The sequence below is a fragment of the Rhodococcoides navarretei genome (genome assembly GCF_038069675.1).
In the GTDB taxonomy this organism is placed as follows: domain Bacteria; phylum Actinomycetota; class Actinomycetes; order Mycobacteriales; family Mycobacteriaceae; genus Rhodococcoides; species Rhodococcoides navarretei.
Genome location: NZ_JBBPCN010000001.1, coordinates 3688003 through 3706152, shown reverse-complemented (window position 1 = coordinate 3706152; position 18150 = coordinate 3688003). Strand labels below are relative to the sequence as shown.

18 protein-coding genes are annotated in these 18150 nt (G+C 64.2%); 10 read left to right on the top strand and 8 right to left on the bottom strand.

Annotation, left to right across the window (positions count from 1 at the left end):
- Positions 1–12: 12 nt before the first annotated feature.
- The 3 genes from AABD04_RS17325 to AABD04_RS17315 form a co-directional block, all read right to left on the bottom strand.
- Positions 13–1401: a flavin monoamine oxidase family protein gene (locus tag AABD04_RS17325; RefSeq protein ID WP_341441937.1), complete on the bottom strand. Its 1389-nt coding sequence runs from the start codon at positions 1399–1401 to the stop codon at positions 13–15.
- A 145-nt stretch (positions 1402–1546) separates the two neighbouring features.
- Positions 1547–1828, bottom strand: coding sequence for a hypothetical protein (locus AABD04_RS17320; protein WP_341441936.1), 282 nt, complete (start codon positions 1826–1828; stop codon positions 1547–1549).
- A 26-nt stretch (positions 1829–1854) separates the two neighbouring features.
- Positions 1855–2691 carry an alpha/beta fold hydrolase gene (locus AABD04_RS17315; RefSeq protein ID WP_341441935.1) on the bottom strand — a complete coding sequence of 279 codons (837 nt, stop codon included), beginning with the start codon at positions 2689–2691 and terminating at the stop codon, positions 1855–1857.
- 168 nt (positions 2692–2859) lie between these two features.
- Between AABD04_RS17315 and AABD04_RS17310 the strand changes: the two genes are divergently transcribed.
- From AABD04_RS17310 to AABD04_RS17280, 7 genes are all read left to right on the top strand, one after another.
- The gene (locus tag AABD04_RS17310; RefSeq protein WP_341441934.1) at positions 2860–3849 is read left to right on the top strand and encodes an ABC transporter substrate-binding protein; all 990 of its coding nucleotides are present in this window, start codon (positions 2860–2862) and stop codon (positions 3847–3849) included.
- Positions 3846–4658: an ABC transporter permease gene (locus tag AABD04_RS17305; RefSeq protein ID WP_243596314.1), complete on the top strand. Its 813-nt coding sequence runs from the start codon at positions 3846–3848 to the stop codon at positions 4656–4658. The genes AABD04_RS17310 and AABD04_RS17305 overlap by 4 nt, the downstream gene beginning before the upstream one ends.
- On the top strand, positions 4655–5428 hold the full coding sequence (locus AABD04_RS17300; protein ID WP_341441933.1) for an ABC transporter permease: 774 nt from the start codon (positions 4655–4657) through the stop codon (positions 5426–5428). Before AABD04_RS17305 ends, AABD04_RS17300 begins: the two co-directional genes overlap by 4 nt.
- Positions 5425–6219 carry an ABC transporter ATP-binding protein gene (locus tag AABD04_RS17295; RefSeq protein WP_335742299.1) on the top strand — a complete coding sequence of 265 codons (795 nt, stop codon included), beginning with the start codon at positions 5425–5427 and terminating at the stop codon, positions 6217–6219. The genes AABD04_RS17300 and AABD04_RS17295 overlap by 4 nt, the downstream gene beginning before the upstream one ends.
- Before the next feature lie 116 nt (positions 6220–6335).
- Positions 6336–7487, top strand: coding sequence for an alpha-hydroxy acid oxidase (locus AABD04_RS17290; RefSeq protein ID WP_341441932.1), 1152 nt, complete (start codon positions 6336–6338; stop codon positions 7485–7487).
- Positions 7488–7792: 305 nt separating this feature from the next.
- Entirely contained in the window at positions 7793–8281 is a 489-nt protein-coding gene (locus AABD04_RS17285) for a nucleoside deaminase (protein WP_341441931.1), read from the top strand.
- Between the two features lie 7 nt (positions 8282–8288).
- Positions 8289–9674: an alpha/beta hydrolase gene (locus AABD04_RS17280; RefSeq protein WP_341441930.1), complete on the top strand. Its 1386-nt coding sequence runs from the start codon at positions 8289–8291 to the stop codon at positions 9672–9674.
- A 12-nt stretch (positions 9675–9686) separates the two neighbouring features.
- Here AABD04_RS17280 and AABD04_RS17275 read toward each other — a convergent pair whose 3' ends face one another.
- The 4 genes from AABD04_RS17275 to AABD04_RS17260 all read right to left on the bottom strand — a co-directional run bounded on the left by AABD04_RS17275 (position 9687) and on the right by AABD04_RS17260 (position 15002).
- Complete coding sequence (locus AABD04_RS17275) at positions 9687–10433, bottom strand: ferredoxin reductase (protein WP_341441929.1); 747 nt, start codon at positions 10431–10433, stop codon at positions 9687–9689.
- Positions 10434–10440: 7 nt separating this feature from the next.
- A complete protein-coding gene (locus AABD04_RS17270) occupies positions 10441–11040 on the bottom strand; it encodes a sulfite oxidase-like oxidoreductase (RefSeq protein ID WP_341441928.1) in 600 nt (199 codons plus the stop codon).
- Positions 11031–13619 carry an AMP-binding protein gene (locus AABD04_RS17265; RefSeq protein WP_341443090.1) on the bottom strand — a complete coding sequence of 863 codons (2589 nt, stop codon included), beginning with the start codon at positions 13617–13619 and terminating at the stop codon, positions 11031–11033. The genes AABD04_RS17270 and AABD04_RS17265 overlap by 10 nt, the downstream gene beginning before the upstream one ends.
- 72 nt (positions 13620–13691) lie before the next feature.
- Positions 13692–15002: a competence/damage-inducible protein A gene (locus AABD04_RS17260; protein WP_341441927.1), complete on the bottom strand. Its 1311-nt coding sequence runs from the start codon at positions 15000–15002 to the stop codon at positions 13692–13694.
- A gap of 90 nt (positions 15003–15092) precedes the next feature.
- Between AABD04_RS17260 and AABD04_RS17255 the strand changes: the two genes are divergently transcribed.
- Both AABD04_RS17255 and AABD04_RS17250 read left to right on the top strand, forming a co-directional pair.
- Positions 15093–15500 (top strand): DoxX family protein, encoded by a 408-nt coding sequence (locus tag AABD04_RS17255; protein WP_341441926.1) that lies wholly within the window; start codon positions 15093–15095, stop codon positions 15498–15500.
- 286 nt (positions 15501–15786) lie between these two features.
- The gene (locus tag AABD04_RS17250) at positions 15787–17001 is read left to right on the top strand and encodes a hypothetical protein (protein WP_341441925.1); all 1215 of its coding nucleotides are present in this window, start codon (positions 15787–15789) and stop codon (positions 16999–17001) included.
- A 152-nt stretch (positions 17002–17153) separates the two neighbouring features.
- Here the strand turns inward: AABD04_RS17250 and AABD04_RS17245 are convergent, their stop codons facing one another.
- Positions 17154–17309, bottom strand: coding sequence for a hypothetical protein (locus AABD04_RS17245; RefSeq protein WP_243596326.1), 156 nt, complete (start codon positions 17307–17309; stop codon positions 17154–17156).
- A gap of 100 nt (positions 17310–17409) precedes the next feature.
- Here AABD04_RS17245 and AABD04_RS17240 point away from each other — a divergent pair, with 100 nt between their 5' ends.
- Positions 17410–18057: a hypothetical protein gene (locus tag AABD04_RS17240; protein WP_341441924.1), complete on the top strand. Its 648-nt coding sequence runs from the start codon at positions 17410–17412 to the stop codon at positions 18055–18057.
- The last annotated feature ends 93 nt before the right edge of the window (positions 18058–18150 follow it).

Below are 18150 nucleotides of genomic sequence, written 5' to 3'. Positions count from 1 at the left end.
TGGTGTTCGGCGCTATCCGCCGATTCTCGACACGATGTCCGCCGCGGTGCGATGGCCCATACGAACTGCGCCGTCGACGTGTTGGTAGCCCTCCGCGGCAATATCGGAGCAGGAGAAGTGAATCGGGCCGACAGGAGTGCGGCTGTCCTTGCCGTACCGGTGCAGTCCGCCGAGGTCGAAGCTGGCCGCGTACGCCCCGCGGGTCCATTCTTCCGAACCCCAGTCCGACTCGTAGTAGACGACCGGCTCGGTCGCCTTGGGCCCCAGGTAGTGCGCGATGGATTCGAGAATTTTCGTGCGGCGATCCTGCTCGTCGAGTTCGAACATCGCGTCGGCCTTGGCGTCGGACACGAAGCCGACCAGTGTTCCGCGGCTGTCCTGATGATTGGTGTTGTCGTACACCTCCTGCACGATCTCGGAGGCACCGAAGCCGGTTCCCGACAGCCCGTCCTCGCGCCAGAACGGGGTGTCGTAGACGGCGTGAACCTTGATCACCAGTCCCAGCGACTGATGCTGGTGCATCTGATGCTGGCGACGCGGAAGCGGCGGGTCGTAGGAGATGCGCGAGTACAGGTTCGGCGGAACGGCGAGAACGACGCGTTTGGCCTGTACCTCGATGTCGCCGTCGGCGAATACCGTTGCGCCGTCGGGGTTCCACCGCACCGTACGCACCGGCGCGTCGAGGAAGATGTCTTCTCCGAGGGCGGCCGCCATACGGATCGACACCTGCTGCATGCCACCGACGACGCGCTTGTCGAGGATGAAGTTCTCGTCCACCAGGTGGGAGAACGAACCTGCCGATGCGGCCATCAGCACTGCTTGCAGAGCCGAGAACGCGTGCGCAGGTTTGGTCAACATGCCACCGGCGATGAACATGCCGATGTTGCCTCGTGCTTCGGGATCGTCGGACTCACGAATCAGCCACTGCTCGAACGAGATCGTGTCCAGTTCACGCGCTAGCGGGTGCGCCCACGGCTCTTCGGGGCCGACCTGGGCGGCCAAGTCGTCGAGCAGCGCGACGAGTCGGTCCATCTCCTTGTCCGTGGTCTCGTCGACGGGGAACGAGTCACCCGAGTAGCGGGTCCGCTCGCCCGCGGCGGAGATGTAGACGGACTGGCCCTCGCGGTACCGGTCGAACGTTTCGAGGCCGAGTTCGTCTATCAACGCGATCAGTGACTCCTGATCGGGCGAGACCCACTGACCGCCGATTTCGAGGCTCGCGCCGTCGATGGTGTTCGTCCACGTGCGCCCACCGACGCGGTCGCGTGCCTCGAGAACCGCGACGGTCAGCCCCGCCTTGCGTAGTTCGGTTGCTGCGGCCAGGCCGGAAGGGCCGGCCCCGACGATAGCGACGTCGCGTTCGAGGGTGGGCACTGTCGAGCTCCTTTGATTGCGGTACATCGGTTTCGGCCGATAGCACCTCGATTGTGTCCGGAATCCACTCGAGGCGCATACGACGAAGTGGCTACTGGAGCGCAATCGTGCACTCCATTTCGGACATTCGGACCGTTCGGGGTGGGAATCAGTGCGCGAGGGGTGCGATCGACTAGAGCACGTCGGCGAGGTGATCGTGCATTGCTTCGCGAGCGCGAACCGGATCACGTTCTGCGATAGCGTGGTAGACGATTCGGTGGGCATCGAGCCCGGCGATCGCGAGATGGAACTGCACGTCGCACAGTTGCATGACCTGCAGTGACGGCGGCCGGTTGCCGAGCTCGCGCTCCGAGGTCCCGAGCGGAGTGCGAAGGGCATGTAGTTCCGATGTGCGACGGCGGACACCCGCCCGTTCGGCAATGGGAGGTTCGACGACAGCGCGCAGGTCCATCACCTCGCGAACACCTCGACAGTCCTGGATCACCCGTTCCGCAGTGCCTCGTCGATTGTTGCTCCCACCGCAGCGGCACCGGACGACGTCATGATTGTGCCGGCATGATCGAGTCCCATCATCGGGGTGATGGACGTCAGGTCGAGCGCGTCGATGTCCTCGGACGAGTACATCGGTGCCGAGTTCTCCCCAACGCTCCACTGCGCGTGCAGGAATCGAATCGGCATCGTCAGTTCTCGGAACCGCGACTCGCCGAAGAACACATCCTCGGCGTCGGAGACGACCGCATCGGTCGACAGCCGCACCGAGCCGTCGACCAGATCGTGTTCGGCGTACGCCCGGAGGAGCGGATCGGCTGGGTCGAGTAGTGGCAGCGACGTCGACACCAAGAAGTCGACGTATTCGACGACGGTCTCGAAGTGCTGCTGAGTTCGAGCGATCCTGTCTGCGAACACGGCCCCGACCGACTCCCGGGTGAGGCCGGCCGGCGGTGCCACCGGCACGCCCCCGTCGACGAGAACGAGACTCTTCACTCGAGATGGATACCGGGCTGCGAACTCGACTGCCACGAACCCGCCCATGGACATTCCGCACACGTGCACGGAGTCGAGACCGAGGGCATCCAAGACAGTGGCCAGGTCGTCCGCGTGTCGACCCAACGAGGACGCTCCCGCGACGCCCACGCTGTCACCTCTACCGCGCAGATCCGGTGCGAGGAGTGTCAGGTGCGGCGACTCCGCCCGCAGCCAACCCCACAACATGCGTTGGCTGGACACTCCGTGCACCACGAGGACGGGCTCACTGCTGCCGGTGTGTGTTTCGACGACGACGTCTCCGCCGGATACCGCTACTCGATCGATGGTCATGATGCCGACAGTATGGGAAGCCGGCTCCGGAGGGCATGGATTGGACACCCACTGCGCACGTAGAAATATGGATGGTTCCTCTGTATCGCGGTGTGGTCTCCGTCACTATCGTCAGTTTTCGACGCTGCAGCAGGCAGTGCTGGTCCGACCAACCGAAGGTGATCGAAGATGATTCCTCAGCGCCGACATGTCCGAACGCGATCGATTGCTGCGACGGCGGGAATTCTGCTGGCGCTGACCACGACCGCATGCGGCGGAACGCAGAGCGCTCCGGCGGCGTCGGAGAACGGACTGACCACCGTCCGTCTGGGCAACGTTCAACTGTCGGACTACGCAGCAGTGTTGCTGGGTGTCGACCAGGGGATCTTCGAACGCAACGGACTGAACATCGAACTCGTCGACATCACGCCGGCGGACCTGGTCGGTGGTCTCCTCAGCGGTCAGGTCGACATGAACCCCAACACCGGACCCGGCGTCGTGATGGCGGCGGGCAAGGGAATCCCCCTCGCCGTGGTCGGCGGCGTCTCCACGTTCCAGGCCGGCCCGGACGGACGCACCGGCTCCACCCTGCTCGTCGAGGCCGGGAGTCCTATTCGCACCGCTGCCGATCTGGAAGGCAAGACGGTAGGGGTGAACCTGCTGGCATCGGCATCCGAGTACGGGGTCCGAGGCGTCGTCGACCAAGCAGGCGGTGATGGCAGCGGGGTGTCGATCATCGAGGTTCCGTTCTCCGCCATGGGCGAATCGATCACCGCGGATCGAATCGACGCCGCTCTGATCGGTGATCCCTTCGCCAGTCTCCTGTTGAAGACGGGACAATTCGAGGCACCCCTTGGCGACCCCATCGAGCAGGTCTTCGGCCCCGCGCCACGAGTCGTGGTCACCGGGACCCGCGACTATGTCGAGACCAACCCCGAGGTGGTCGACAAGTTTCGGACAGCGCTCGACGAGGCAGTGGAGTACGCGGACTCGCACCCCGACGACATGCGCGCCGCCATGGTCCAACATTTCGGCACCCCTGCCGACACCGTCGGTGACACCGGGTACCCGGCACTCGAAAGCCGCGTCGACGCAACGGGAATCGACGAGATTGCCACCATTCTCCGCGAGAACGGCGCTCTCGATTCCTCGGCCGACGTCAGTGGGCTCACCCGATGACCGTCGCGGCGCTGCGCACCGTGCCGACGTTCCGCGTGCGAACGGCGATGCCCGCCGCAGCGACGAAGGCAATCGCACCCATCGTGCTGATACTCGGCTGGACCGCCCTGTCGTCGTCGGGCCTGTTCGCCGCCGACACGATCCCCGGGCCCGTTCCGGTGGTCGGCCGAGTACTCGAGATGGCGACGACGTCGTCGTTCTGGACCGATATCGCGTCGACCATGACCGGGTGGGCACTGGGCCTGCTGTACTCGACGATCATCGCCGTACCGGTGGGAATTCTGCTCGGCACGAGCGACTTCGCCTACCGCAGTTGCCGATTCATCATCGAATTTCTTCGGTCCATTCCGACGTTGGGAATCATTCCCCTCGTCGCGCTCATCTACGGAACCACCCGTCAGACGGAACTGACGGTGGTGGTGGCTGCCTGCGTCTGGCCGATCCTGCTCCAGACGATGTACGGGGTCCGTGACGTCGACGGTGCCGCGCTCGAAGCGGCTCGGTCCTATCGCCTGACCAAGTTCCAGGTCATCCGCTTCGTGATCGTGCCGTCCGCTACTCCGTTCGTGGCCACCGGCTTTCGTATCGCCGCGGTCATGGCGATGCTCCTGGCGATCGGCATCGAGCTACTGGCCTCGGTACCCGGTATCGGCAAGACGCTTGCGCAGGCTCAGATGAACGCGCAGATGGTCGATGTGTTCGCGTTGACTCTGGTGACCGCCCTGATGGGTGTCGCCGTGCTGTATCTGTTCGCGGCGGTCGAACGCAGGCTGTGCCGCTGGCACCCGTCGCAGAGGATCCCGTCGTGACCCGCATTCGTTCCCTTGCCGTCGAGGCCTGGCTGCCGATTCTTCTCGTCGGGGTGTGGTGGTTCGCGTCGAGCAAGAGTTCGTCGTTCTACTTCCCGTCGCTCGACGAGATCATGACGCGTTTCGCTGACCTGTGGTTCTCCGATGCCTTCGTCGTGCACGTGGTGCCCAGCCTCCGAAACTTCGGGCTCGGGTTCGTCCTGGGCGTCACGATCGGGATTCTGTTCGGACTTGCCTTGGGCTCGATGCCGCAGACACATCGTGCGCTGTCTCCGACACTCGAGTTCATCCGGGCCACACCGGTTATCGCCCTCATACCGCTGACGATCGTGCTGCTCGGCACGGACGTCGTGCAGAAGGTGGCCATCATCGCCTTCGCGTGCATGTGGCCTACGTTGCTCAACACCGTCGACGGAGTGCGCGCCGTCGACCCTCTGGTACGCGACGTCACACGGAGTTATCGCGTCGGCGTCTGGGATTCGAGCATGCGCGTGTTCCTTCGTTCCGCCACACCGCAGATCATTGCGGGAATGCGAACCAGCGTTGCCGTTGCCGTTGTGGCAATGGTGGGCAGCGAACTGTTCGCGTCGTCCGAAGGCATCGGCTACTTCGTCCTGCAATCGCAGCGCACATATGCGATGACGGACATGTGGGCAGGACTCATCATGCTCGGCCTGCTGGGCTATGGACTCAACCTATTGTTCGCTCTAGTGGAGAGAAGGACCCTTCGGTGGCATCGTCTACGACTGGAAACGACGGCAGCACAATGAACAACCTACCCACGCCCGCAGTGGCCGTTCGTGGACTTTGCAAGACCTACGCCGGTGCATCCGGGCCCGTGCTCGAAAATGTCGACTTCACCATCGACGAACGTGAATTGGTCTGCATCGTAGGCCATTCCGGGACCGGCAAATCCACCCTGCTTCGTGCTGTTGCCGGGCTCACTTCGGCGAGCGGTGAGGTGTCGATCAACGGAAGAACGGTCGACGGGCCACCGGCGGATCTGGCCGTTGTGTTCCAGGACTACGGCCGCTCGTTGCTGCCGTGGATGCGCGTCAGGGAAAACGTGGAACTTCCGTTGCGCCGCACGACGGGGAAGGCAGAGCGGCGTCGACGCGCCGAATCCGCCCTCGAATCGGTCGGACTGGCAGGTCGCGGTGACTACTATCCCTGGGAGATGTCCGGCGGAATGCAGCAACGGGCCGCCATCGCACGGGCTCTCGCGTTCGAGCCACGTGTGCTGTTGATGGACGAGCCGTTCGCATCCGTCGACGCCCAGACCCGCGCCGATCTCGAAGACCTGACGATGAAGGTGCAACGCGAGTTCGGAATGACGGTCATCATCGTCACCCACGACGTCGACGAAGCCGTGTACATGTCCAACAAGGTCATCGTTCTCGGTGGATCACCGGCATCGGTGACGGCTACCGTTCCGGTGCCATTGCCGGATGCACGAGATCAGTTGAGTACCAAGAGTTCGGGCCTGTTCGGCTCACTCCGGATGGACGTACTCCGGCGTATTCGCCCGGATCTCGCCGACCCCGCCGTGTCGGTGGCCTGACAAGAATGGAAGCGAGAGGCGAATCGGTGTCCGACCCCGTCGACACGAACGGATCGCGGACGCATCGGAGGCTGCCTCGTTGGCGCGAGGTGGCGCCGTTCCTCACAGTGCGCGCGATGGAGCACGATCCTGTCGAACGACGTCTTTCGCGCGCACACACCATCGGTGATCTCGCCGAGATTGCTCGTCGGCGTACCCCGAAGTCGGTGTTCGAGTACGTCTCCGGTGGTGCCGAGGGGGAGATCGGCATCGAACGTGCGCGCGAGGGGTACGACAGAGTCGAGTTCAGACCACATGTGCTGCGAGACGTGAGCTCCGTCGACACGTCGACCTCGATTCTCGGCAGGACAGCGTCCCTCCCGTTGATCCTCGCCCCCACTGGATTCACCAGAATGATGCAACACGAAGGTGAAACAGCGGTGGCGAGAGCAGCGGCAACAGCGGGTGTGCCGTACGCGCTGTCGACCATGGGTACCGCGACGATCGAGGACGTGACGAGAACGGCACCGACCGGTGCCACGTGGTTTCAGCTGTATCTGTGGAAGGACAGGGCGGCCAGTAAGGACCTCGTCGAACGAGCAGTCCAGGCCGGGGTCGACGTCTTGGTTCTGACCGTGGACACACCCGTTCCCGGTAACCGCCTGCGCGATGTCCGCAATGGAATGACGATCCCGCCGACGCTCAACATGCGCACCCTGGCCGACATGACGCGGCACCCCAGTTGGTGGATGAATCTGCTGACCACCGAACCGCTGGAGTTCGCGAATCTGACGTCTTTCGAAGGCACCGTCGGCGAACTGGTGAAAAGTATGTTCGACCCCTCTCTGAGGGTGGCCGATCTCGAATGGCTGCGCTCCGAATGGCCGGGAAAGCTTGTGGTCAAAGGGATTCAGGACATCGACGATGCCCGGACAGTCGTCGATGCCGGTGCGGATGCGCTGGTGGTGTCCAATCACGGAGGTCGTCAGCTCGACCGCGCCCCGACTCCTCTCGAACTGCTACCGCAGGTAGTCGACGCGGTCGGATCAGATGCCGAGGTGTACGTCGACACCGGCATCTCGACCGGTGCCGATCTGATTGCCGCAGTGGGATTGGGGGCCACGGCCGGGATGGTGGGGCGCGCGTACTTGTACGGACTGATGGCCGGCGGACAGCGTGGCGTCACCACCGCCCTGGACATCTTTCGGTCGGAGGCGACTCGGACGATGCAGCTGATGGGTGCACAGACACTGACGGACGTTCGGGGACGGGTGACACTGCGGAGGTAGGCCAGGAAGGGGCGACGCCGCACTACCTCAGCGGCGCTGATCTTTTCGCATTATGACCCGTGGGATACCGCCCGATAGCGCGGTTACGGTGGCCGGCTTCGACGCGGAAGCACCAGGCCGCCCAGACCGGCAGATCGCCGACGTGCGGAATCTTGTTGGACCGCGCGAACGGCAACTCCGCGCGTGGTGCAACCGCAGCCCAGTCGACCCCCAGCCGCGGTGCCGTACTGCTGGGCCGGCGTGCGGTGTGTTTCGAGACGGTACGGTCGAAGCGTGAAAACTTCGATCGTCGGCACCGGTGCCTAGTGAGTATCTCTTCGAGTGACCGTTCATTCCTGGCCCGTGCTGTCGAGTTGGCGGCAGAGGCGGCGCGCACGGGCAACGATCCGTTCGGCTCGGTTCTGGTGTCGGACAGCGGCGAGCTGCTGGCCGAGGACCGGAACAGGGTCGGCGACCTGAACGATCCCACCCAGCACCCCGAGATCGCACTGTCTCGGTGGGCCGCGACCAACCTGAACCATGATCAGCGTCGATCGGCGACGGTCTACACCTCCGGTGAACACTGCGTGATGTGCTCTGCAAGCCACGGCATAGTCGGACTCGGCCGCATCGTCTATGCCACGTCGACGGCTCAATTGCTCACGTGGCTCGAAGAATTCGGTGCAGCACCTCTTGCGATCACGCCGTCACCGATTCAGCAGATCGTTCCGGGGATCGTGGTGGACGGGCCGGTGGCCGAGTTCAGCGACGCCGTTCGTGAACTGCACAGAAGACGTCACACGTCTGCGGAGTAGTGGGGAAGTGATCGTAAAGGAAGGCGTCGAGATCGGCGGCGTCCAGCGCACGAGAGTGATGACGACTGCGCTCGCGGTGACCGGCGGCGTCAGCGTCGGACTCGCATGGCTCGAGTTTCTTCTCATCCGTCAGCAGCTCGTGGTGGGACTGTGGCTCATCGCCGTTGCGGTGGTGGCGATATGCCTTGTCTCGTCGAATGCCGGTAAGCATGTAGCCGTCGGTACATCGCTCGGGGCCGTCACCGTCGTCACTCAGGTGGCCTGGCTGGTGACGGGTATGCACGCACTGTGGGTCACGGCCTTGGTTGCGTCGATAGCGCTCGGCTTCTTTCTGCTTGCATCGGCGTGGACGGGCCGTTCGGCGGCCTCAACTCGTCGGGCGGTCACCGCCATCCCCGCTGGCCTCGCTGCGGCGATTGCGTTGGTGGGCTCCGCCGCGGTCGTCGGCATGGCGGCAGATCCGGCACCGCTGGTGCGATCGCTGCATGCGTTGGGGCAGAGCAATTCCTTCGAGCCCGACACGCAGACAGCGACGGCGGTCGTCGACGGTGCACGACTCACCAACGACGTCGAATACGGCTCGACGCTTCCGAATTCGTTTCTCGACATCTACATCGCCGACGACGATCCATCGGTCGGTCGGCCCACGTACGTCACAGTGCACGGCGGTGGCTGGATCGTCGGGGACAAAACGAATGGTGCTCCCAGCGCAGATTCCGACGGCGCATCGTGGGCCGGCCCCATGCTCGACGCCGGTTACAACGTGGTGTCGGTGAATTATGCGTTCGCCCCGCAGTACCGGTTTCCCACGCAGACAATCCAACTGGGCCAGGCCATACAGTTCCTGGAAGCGAACGCCGTCCGATACGGACTCGACATGAGTCGCGTCGTGCTCGCCGGAACCAGCGCGGGAGGCCACATCGTCGGCAACTACGCCACTGTGCAGACCAACTCCGATTACGCACGAGCACTGGGCATCGAACCCACCATGGACCGAAGTGCCCTGAAGGGGATCGTGTTCGAGAGTGCTGCCCTCGATGTCGGTAGAGCGGGCGCACCGCAATCACCGAGCCCGTCGAACGGTTTCTTCTTCGACGTCGCCGCCCGAAGCTACCTCGACACCACCGACACAGCATTGCTGGCGCAGGCGAACATCATCGACAATGTCACAGCCGACTTTCCACCGAGCTTCATCTCCGATGGCAACACCGGTACCTTCCCCGACCAGGCAGCGGAACTGAGCGCCGGACTGGACAGAGTAGGCGTCGCCAATCGCCTCAACCTGTACAGCAAGAACGAGGCGAGACTCGACCATTCGTTCATGTCGGTGGATTCGGAGTGGACCGACGACTACAGCCGCCTCAAGATCGAATTCCTCGGCGGCATCGTCTGATCCAATGCACCCTCAGCTCGGTCCGAAACGCTCTGTTCGGATGTTCGCTGCCGAGTGGCCACGCTTCACCAACATGTCGGCCACGGTGTCGACGAAGCTCGTGGGGCCGCAGATGTAGCATCGCGGCTCGAACTCCGCCGGCCATCCGTGAGCATCGATGTCGTCCAACGTGATCCGGCCGAGTGGTCGCGCGTTGCCTGCGGGTGCACGCCGCGTGTGAATCATGGTGACGTCCACGCCGGCCGGAGGGCGAGCCCACTCGTCCGCGAAGTAGACCTCGGCGGGTTCGCGCACGGAGTACAGGACTCGGAAGGGCACTCGTCCGCCCGTCGCGGACGCCTGCGCCCGAACCATCGCGCGGAGCGGCACGATGCCGGAACCGCCACCCACCAGCAGAATCGGGGGAGACGGGGTCTCGGAGGGCTGGGACGGCCGCCAGACGAACCATCGACCCACCGGCCCGCGGAGTTCTATGCGGTCGCCGACTTCGACGGACTCGACCAGATACGGCGACACCTCGCCGTCCGGGACGTTCTGGACCGCGATCTCGATGCGCGACGTGCCGTCGGGTGCCGACGCCAGAGAGTAGCTTCGCTGCGCGCTGTAGCCGTCCTCGGCGGTGAGCTTGACGTCCACGTGCTGCCCGGCAAGATGGCCGGGCCATCCGTCGACGTCGAGAACGAGGGTGGACGCGGTGGGAGTCTCTCGCCGCACCGTCTGCACCGTGGCCACGAGCCAGGGTTTCGCCCTGGCCGTCACGGACACGTCAGTCGCCCTGGTACCGCTGCTCGCGCCACGGATCTCCGTAATCGTGGTATCCGCCGCGCTCCCAGAAGCCCTGTTCGTTCTCCAGCGTGAGTTCGATACGTGAGATCCACTTCGCCGATTTCCAGAAATACAGATGCGGAACGAGAAGCCGTGCGGGACCACCGTGTTCGCGAGTCAGGGGAGCGCCGTCGAACTCGGTGACCAGCCAGGCCTTCCCGTCCCTGAGATCCTCGAGGGGAAGGTTGGTGGTGTACCCGTCGAAGCCGTGCACCACGACGTACCCGGCATCGGTGTCGAGTCCGTCGAGCAGAACGTCCAGGCTCACGCCCTTCCAGGTGGTGTCGAGCTTCGACCACTTGGTGACGCAGTGGATGTCGACGGTCGGGGTTTCGTGCGGCAGTGCCGCGAATTCGTCCCAGGTCCAGCTGCGAGTCTCGCCCCGTTCGGTGGTGACCGAGAACGACCACGTGTCGGTCGCGACCACGGGCGCGGGTCCGATTGCGAGGACGGGAAAATCCTTGGTCAGATACTGACCGGGGGGAGTGCGCCCGTCGTCGCCGCGACGGCGGCCCACGAAGCCCTTCGAGATCAATGCCATGGTGGCAAATTGTGCTCCGGTGGTCGGGAGTCTGACAAGTCGGACGGCACGCCGGGGGCTGAAGGGACTGTCATCGATCGCGCCATGATTCGACTGCGGAGAGAAAGTGCGAATTCGACGGCCTGCCAGTACAGAATCCCGACGACGATCGACAAGACGAAGGCCAACCACGGGTGGTCGTCGCGCAGCGGCAGGTAGACCTGGAAGTGGGTCAGGTAGATGAAGAGGGAGGCGCTCGCCAACGTTCCTGCCACCCGGCTCAGCAACGCGGGGAACGCAATAGACGACAGCCATACCAGCATGCACAGACCGATGGTGACGATGACTTCTCGTTGCGTGTCGCCGAAGAAGAACCCGGGAACCGTACCCACGATGGCCGCCGTCACACACAGTCGCTGCCGGACCGTGTTCGCCTGCGCCGCTGCCCAACCCACTGCGAACAGCCAGAAGACGACCGACGCGGTCAGGATGCGGTTGGGACTGTCGTCGATGTCGATCAGCCCATAGCGGGTGACGAGTCCGAGGCCCACGAGTCCCATCGGGAACCAGAACGGGTGACAGCGCTCGACACGATCGAGAAACGGCACGAAAAGCAGAGCAGCAGCGGCGAGAACGATGTACACGATCGCCTCGACAAACCAGTACCGCCATTCCGCGGACCACCCGTCGGGGCCGAGGATCCCGTTGAGCAGAAATGCACTGGTGATTCGATAGTCCCCGGTGAGGGCGATGACCAACCCGATCCACACCATGCTGGGGACGGCTATCCGGGCAACGCTTCGGAGCACACGTCGCGTCCGTTCGGTGCGGTCTGCTGCCCCGAGGTGAAAGCGGGCGAAGTTGTAGCCGGCTATCCCGAGAAGAACGTGAGCGCCGCCGAGCACCGCGAACAGGTGAATGTGCGAGCCGACGATCGCAACGATCGCGAGGGCGCGCAGCAGAACGTTGGTCTCCACTCGGTGCCAACCGTGGCGTGAGCGCGGACCTCGATCGAATTCTTGTACCGGTGTGGTGTGCCAGTTCTCGGGCAGATGGCCGAGCATGGCCTCCAGCCGCAGGGACATACGGACGTACGACAGCGAGTCACCGCCCAGGCTCACGAACGTACTGTCATCCTCCACCCGTGAGCAGTGCAGGATCTCGGCGAACAGCGCCTTCACATCGGCGGTGGTCGGGACGGTGTCCGACGGGTCGAGATCGTGCCGGGCAGCGATGTCCGCAACCGCTCGCAGATCGGGTTTACCGGTGGGTGTTCGCGGCACTTGGTCGACGAGACACACCCGTACCGCTGCAACGGGAAGGCCACTGGTCCGCGCGGCTGTGCGGCGGACTGCGTCGATGTCTCCGCTCTCCATGACGACGACAAGCTCGTCGGTTCCCCCGGCGCAGCACGCCGTCAGCCCGTGCTGAGCGAGCGCGGACTCGACGCGCTGCAGATCGATGCGCAGGCCGAACATCTTCGCGAATCGACTTCGGCGGCCCACCACCTCGTAGAATCCGTCGTCCGTGAGCCGCGCGAGATCGCCGGTGTGCAGTTCGCCGCCGAGGGTGTCACCGAGGCGAAGGTCGTCGGGACCCTCGGCGTAACCGAGCATGACATTCGGCCCAGAGTAGACGAGTTCACCTGTCCCGCTTGGGGAGTCGTCGACGCTTCCCAGGCGGAAGGATCCCCCGGGGATCGGACGGCCGATGGTGTGCGGGTGAGTGGCGGCGAGATCGGATGGCAGATAAGCCATTCGGGCGGTTGCCTCGGTCTGCCCGTACATGACGAACAGATCCCATCCCCGACGTCGACCGAGCTCGGCGTATTTCCGGACGCGATCCGGCGGCATCTTGCCACCGGCCTGCGTGATGTAGCGCAGCTCCGGCAGATCAAGCTTGTCGAAACCCATCCGGTCGAGCAGATCGAAGGTGTACGGCACGCCCGCGAACGTGGTTCCGCGCTGGGTCCGCACGAGGGTCCAGAAGTCGGGATCGGTGACGGAAGAATCGGTCAGAATCAACGCGGCTCCGCGTAGGAGGTGGCTGTGCACGACCGACAGTCCGTAGCAGTAGTGCACGGGCAGCGTCGTCACTGCTCGGTCGGTGGCGCGGATGCCGAGATACTCGGCGATCGACTCGGCGTTGGACTGCACGTTTCGGTGCGAGAGTCGGACGAGTTTGGGTGAACCGGTCGAGCCGGATGTGCTGAGAAGCAACGCGAGGTCGGGGTGCAGGTGATGCTCGGGTCGTCGGTTGTCCTTCGCGATGACAGTGCGGCCGGCGACGGTGCGCACCACCACATCGGGCCGGTAGGCGTCGATCAGGCCATCGAGGTGGCCGGAACTGTCGCCCGGAGCCATCAGCACCGGATGCCCGGCCCGCAACGCCGCCAGATACGTGACGATCACGTCGACGTCGTTGGAACCGGCGATCATCACGAGACGACGCGTCGTCCCGAGTTCCGAAGCCCGATGCTCGACGCGTTCGTCGAGGTCACGGTAGGTGAGCGTCTCGTCGGCCGTGATCAGAGCTGGTTCGTCGCCGAAGCGACCGAGTTCGCGCACGAAGCGCACACCGGGGCGGTCGACGTGGGTCATCTCGCTGAGCACCGACGGAGTCTATATAAGGAATGCCGTACCTAACTAGACGGCATTGTGCTGAATGCTTCCTCAGGCGTCGGATCCGTCGACTGCGCCGGGTGCGGACCCCAATGCGTCGGCGAGCATATGCATGGCTGCGGTGGTGGACAGTGCACGCACACTGGCCCGGTCGCCGGGGAGATGAAGGGTTCGAGTGACGGTCGGGTGGCCGGCGACGGCGATACCGAAGCAGACGGTCCCGACCGGCTTGGTCTCGGTGCCGCCGCCCGGTCCGGCGACGCCGCTGGTCGATACCGCGATGTCGACGTTCAGCCGCTTCAGTGCGCCTTCGGCCATCAGTGCGGCCACCGGCTCGCTGACGGCTCCGTGTCGATCGATGACCTCGGCTGGGACGTCGAGCAAGCCCGTCTTCGCCTCGTTGGCGTAGGACACCACCGCGCCGATGACGTACGCCGACGATCCTGCGCGGTCGGTGAGGCGTGCGGCGATCATCCCGCCGGTGCACGATTCCGCCGTGGCGATGCGATGCCCGGAGAGGCGGTTCGCGACGATATCGTCGATGGTGGAACCGTCGGTCGAAAAGACCTGTGTGCCATGTTCTTTGTCGATGAGACGTTCGAGATCCGTGTATGCCGTTCGCGCCGATTCGGCGTAGCGGGTCACCATCTCGAGCTCGCCGCGACTCAGGCAGGTGGTGATCTCGAGGTCGCCGAATCCCGCGATCTCGCTTTCGGCCGTGCGCAGGGTTGCGGCGAGGTCGGCCTCGGACAGTCGATAGCCGCGAATGGTGTCCTGACGCATCTGCGTGCGGCGGGCGAGAACTGCGGCGACGGGTGCGCTGTCGAGGGCCTCGGACCACATCGCCTGCAGTTCGCGAGGCGGGCCGGGGAGGATGAGGACGGCGGGCAGTGACCTGGAGTCGTCGGCCGGTATCGCGACCCCGGGTGCGGTTCCGGTCGGTGAAATGGACTGCGCGCCTTGGGGAACCATCGCCTGCTTTCGGATACCGGCCCGTAGGGGCTCGGAGTCGGCTGCAGAACTCATTCGGCTTCGCCACCGTTGCACGATCGCGTGGATCCGATCTTCGAGCTCGGCGTCCAGCGTCAATTCGCGTCCGTACAGCGCGGCGACGGTCGGAACGGTGAGGTCGTCGGCGGTCGGACCCAACCCCCCGGTAGTGACGATCAAGTCGACGCGTTGGTCGGCCAGAAACCGAACCTGCGCAGTCAGATCGTCCGGCCGATCGCCGCACACGGTGATGTGGGCGACGTCGACCCCCATCTCGAGAAGTCGTTGAGCCACCCACGGACCGTTCCGGTCGGTGACCCGACCGGCCAGAACCTCGGTTCCCGTGACCACCACACCCGCTCGCACAGTCATCCTTAGACCTTACTGACTGGGCGCGTGCGGTGACTTCTGCGGTTGGCGCGGGTCCAACAAGTGACATCGACCGCTACCGAGGAGACAGCCATGACCACCACTCGCACTGCCGCACCGGGAAAGATCGCCCAGCGGATCGGCCTCGTTCTACAGGTCCTCGTGATCGCCTTCCTCCTGTTCGACGCGATCAGCCATATTCTGAACCTGCAGGTGGTGAAGGATGCATCGGTCGAACTCGGCCTGCGCGACGAGATGGCACCGATCACCGGCATCGTCATGCTGGTCGTCCTGGTTCTCTACGCCGTTCCCGCGACGTCGATCCTGGGTGCCATCGTGCTCACCGGCTATCTCGGCGGCGCGGTATTGACCAACTGGCGCGTCGAGAAGCCGTTGCTGAGCACCGTGTTCTTTGCGATCTACGTGGGTATCGCAGCGTGGGGAGCGCTGTACCTTCGGGACGAGCGGGTTCGCAACATCATTCCGCTGCGTCGAACATAGAAATCGGCGTTCGATAAGGCCGCGCCGCTACTCGACTGTTCGGATTGCCGAGGTCGTCCCTGTTCTCCGCAAACGCGCGCGCGTTCGCCGCATGCTCGCGAAATAGTTGGCGAGCTCGCGCGAATCTGACGGATGCGCGCGTTTGCCGCGAATTCGTTGTTCGCAAGTCGAACTCATGTTGGCCGCTCGTGCGGATTTTGATAGCGGTGGTGCCGCTGTCATCCACTGGTTGATTCGGCTGCCGCAGATGACCGATGCGTCCCTATCCGAAGGCTAAGCTCCACGTGTGCGAACCGATATGCGACGCGGTGGGGTGTGGATGGACGTCGCGGTGGTCGTTGCTATCGTGTCCGTCGGAACCGTGGTTGCCGGAGTCCTCGAAGATCAGCGGCCCTCCGTCGGGCCCATACCCGGCTGCGACGTCGTTCTTCCTGCCGAGGAAGGCTTTTCTTTCTCGATCGGTTCTTACGGGGGTCGGTACGATAACCCTGACTACCCGTGGCTTACGGCAACGAAGGCGTCGGCACTGTCGACTGCGTTGATCGAATCCTTGCCCGCCGATGTGGAATTGGAGTTCGCTCCGCCGTCGAATTCTTTGGTGTTTCAACCGATGCAGATCTATCCCGAGGGCGTCGAGATTGCGGAGGGTGTCACGGTCGAGGACATCAGCGGTGACAGTACGGCCTCCGGCGTCGTCGGTCGCGGAGATGTGCTGGCGCCCCTCGTAGTTTCGGTCGAAGAGTGGGACGGGGAGATTCCGCCGTGCGTCGAAGAGCGGGTCGACGAACGAACGACCCTGCCCGACGGCACTGTTGTCGACACGTTGGATGCGGTGTCGGACTCCAACGGAAGGGCGACGCATCGCCGCACTGCGGTTGCGTATTTCACGGACACTCTCGTACACGCGAGGACGTCGAACGAAGGGAGCGACTCGCTGCTCCCGCTGGAGGTGGACGAGGTTCGAAGCATCGTCTCGAACCCCGAATTGCGCGTCACAGCAGAGGTTCCCGAGGGAACGCCGCCATCGCCTCGTGACTGTGGCTCGTACCGAGAGAACCCGACGCTCCCTTTGTCCAAAAATATGGTCGAACGCATCGGTGCGTCACTGGCGGACCAGTGGGCAGTCGTGTTTCCTGATACGCAATCGGATCGTCCCATCGGCGATCTGGTTCTCGGGTCGTCCGGGAGCGGAAGTGCGTGCAACACAGTGAACGTATCGACACAGACCGGTTCCACGGAGTTGAGTATCGAGATATCGATCAGGGACACCAGTGGGCAGCGCAATACCGGCGCGCAGGACAGCTCCGGTGTGAGCCGATTGACTCTGCCCGACGGCACCGTCGTGACCCGTCGTTCCGACGACACTCCGATAGGTGGGCAGCCGAGCGAGTGGTTGAGCGTGCTCCGGCCGTCGAACACGCTCGTGCAGTTCAGTTTCGGAGACGGAATCGAGGCTGATTCGCTCGTCGAGCTCGCGACGGCTCCGGGCTTGGATCTGTGAATCCATGCGATCGAAGGACGAGGCCCTCGATCCGGGCAAGGAAGTGAGACTTCGAACTCGACGGTCGCCCAGCGTCGAAGCGACGACTGGGCCAACCGGCGAATGTGCTCGACGTTCGTGATCATCTACCGACCATGGCGTCGAGCAGCGCTTCAGTTCTGCACGTCTCCGTTCTCCGGAGGGTGTGGCACGTTCTCCTCGTCCACGTGCGCGCCCTCGACCGCGTCGGTCTCGGCGGTGTGCTCTCGGGGGCCGTCGTTGCTGCCGTCGGACGGAACTGCATCGCTTGCGTCGGTCGGCATCGTCATGGAGCCTCCACAAGGTCGGGGCGAGGGGTCGCCGTAGGTTGGACTATCTGGGTGTGCCCCGCTGGGCACAGAACTACACCCCCGAGATGGCAAGGACTGTATGAAATCGACAGGTGCACGGGGCTCGGTGTGGTCGACGGTTGCGGTGATCGTAGGCATTGTTGCTGCCGGCACGGTTGTGGCCGGCCTGCTGCACGAACCGCAGCCCGAACCGATCGCGATTCCAGGTTGCGAGGAGGTCATTCAGCCCGAGGACTTGGTGCGAGTGAACTTCGCATTCGTCAGCGAGGGGGACGTCGACAGTTCCGAGGTGCCGTGGAGGTTCGAGGCCAAATCGCAGGCAATGACCGATGCCTTGATCGCGGCGCTACCCGACGGGTCAGTAGTCGAACCCGAGCCGTTCGCACCGACCTTCGGCTTCGACGCAGTCGCAGTGAGGCAGTCGTTCGACGGCTACGCCACAGCGTTCGGAACCATTACCGCCGCCGATCGGACCGGCACGTTGGCAGTCACCGTGGGTCTTTCCGACCAGCCTGCCGGTCCGTGCTTTGCGGGCGTCGTCGACGAGCGCTCGACGCAAGCAGACGGAACAGTGCTCGACATTCAGGACGGCACGGACACGACTCGCGTCGTTGCAGTGGCCACCGACGGCACCCGAATCGATGTGAACGCCAACGGCGTACTGACGCTCGAGCAACTTATCGATATCGCACTGGCACCCGGCCTTCGCGCGAGCGCGCCGGCCTGACGAACCGGGTGCTCACCCGGGCTGCACCTGGGCGTTCACTACCGTCGCCCACCGGCGGCATCCCGCACATGACGCCCGATTGTGAACACTGAC

Coding starts and splice junctions, on each gene's coding strand:
- AABD04_RS17310 (WP_341441934.1), top strand. CDS start 2,860: ATGATTCCTCAGCGCCGACATGTCCGAACGCGATCGATTGCTGCGACG.
- AABD04_RS17255 (WP_341441926.1), top strand. CDS start 15,093: ATGACCACCACTCGCACTGCCGCACCGGGAAAGATCGCCCAGCGGATC.
- AABD04_RS17260 (WP_341441927.1), bottom strand. CDS start 15,002: ATGACTGTGCGAGCGGGTGTGGTGGTCACGGGAACCGAGGTTCTGGCC.
- AABD04_RS17240 (WP_341441924.1), top strand. CDS start 17,410: ATGAAATCGACAGGTGCACGGGGCTCGGTGTGGTCGACGGTTGCGGTG.
- AABD04_RS17270 (WP_341441928.1), bottom strand. CDS start 11,040: ATGGCATTGATCTCGAAGGGCTTCGTGGGCCGCCGTCGCGGCGACGAC.
- AABD04_RS17290 (WP_341441932.1), top strand. CDS start 6,336: ATGGAGCACGATCCTGTCGAACGACGTCTTTCGCGCGCACACACCATC.
- AABD04_RS17295 (WP_335742299.1), top strand. CDS start 5,425: ATGAACAACCTACCCACGCCCGCAGTGGCCGTTCGTGGACTTTGCAAG.
- AABD04_RS17265 (WP_341443090.1), bottom strand. CDS start 13,619: ATGACCCACGTCGACCGCCCCGGTGTGCGCTTCGTGCGCGAACTCGGT.
- AABD04_RS17305 (WP_243596314.1), top strand. CDS start 3,846: ATGACCGTCGCGGCGCTGCGCACCGTGCCGACGTTCCGCGTGCGAACG.
- AABD04_RS17245 (WP_243596326.1), bottom strand. CDS start 17,309: ATGACGATGCCGACCGACGCAAGCGATGCAGTTCCGTCCGACGGCAGC.
- AABD04_RS17325 (WP_341441937.1), bottom strand. CDS start 1,401: ATGTACCGCAATCAAAGGAGCTCGACAGTGCCCACCCTCGAACGCGAC.
- AABD04_RS17315 (WP_341441935.1), bottom strand. CDS start 2,691: ATGACCATCGATCGAGTAGCGGTATCCGGCGGAGACGTCGTCGTCGAA.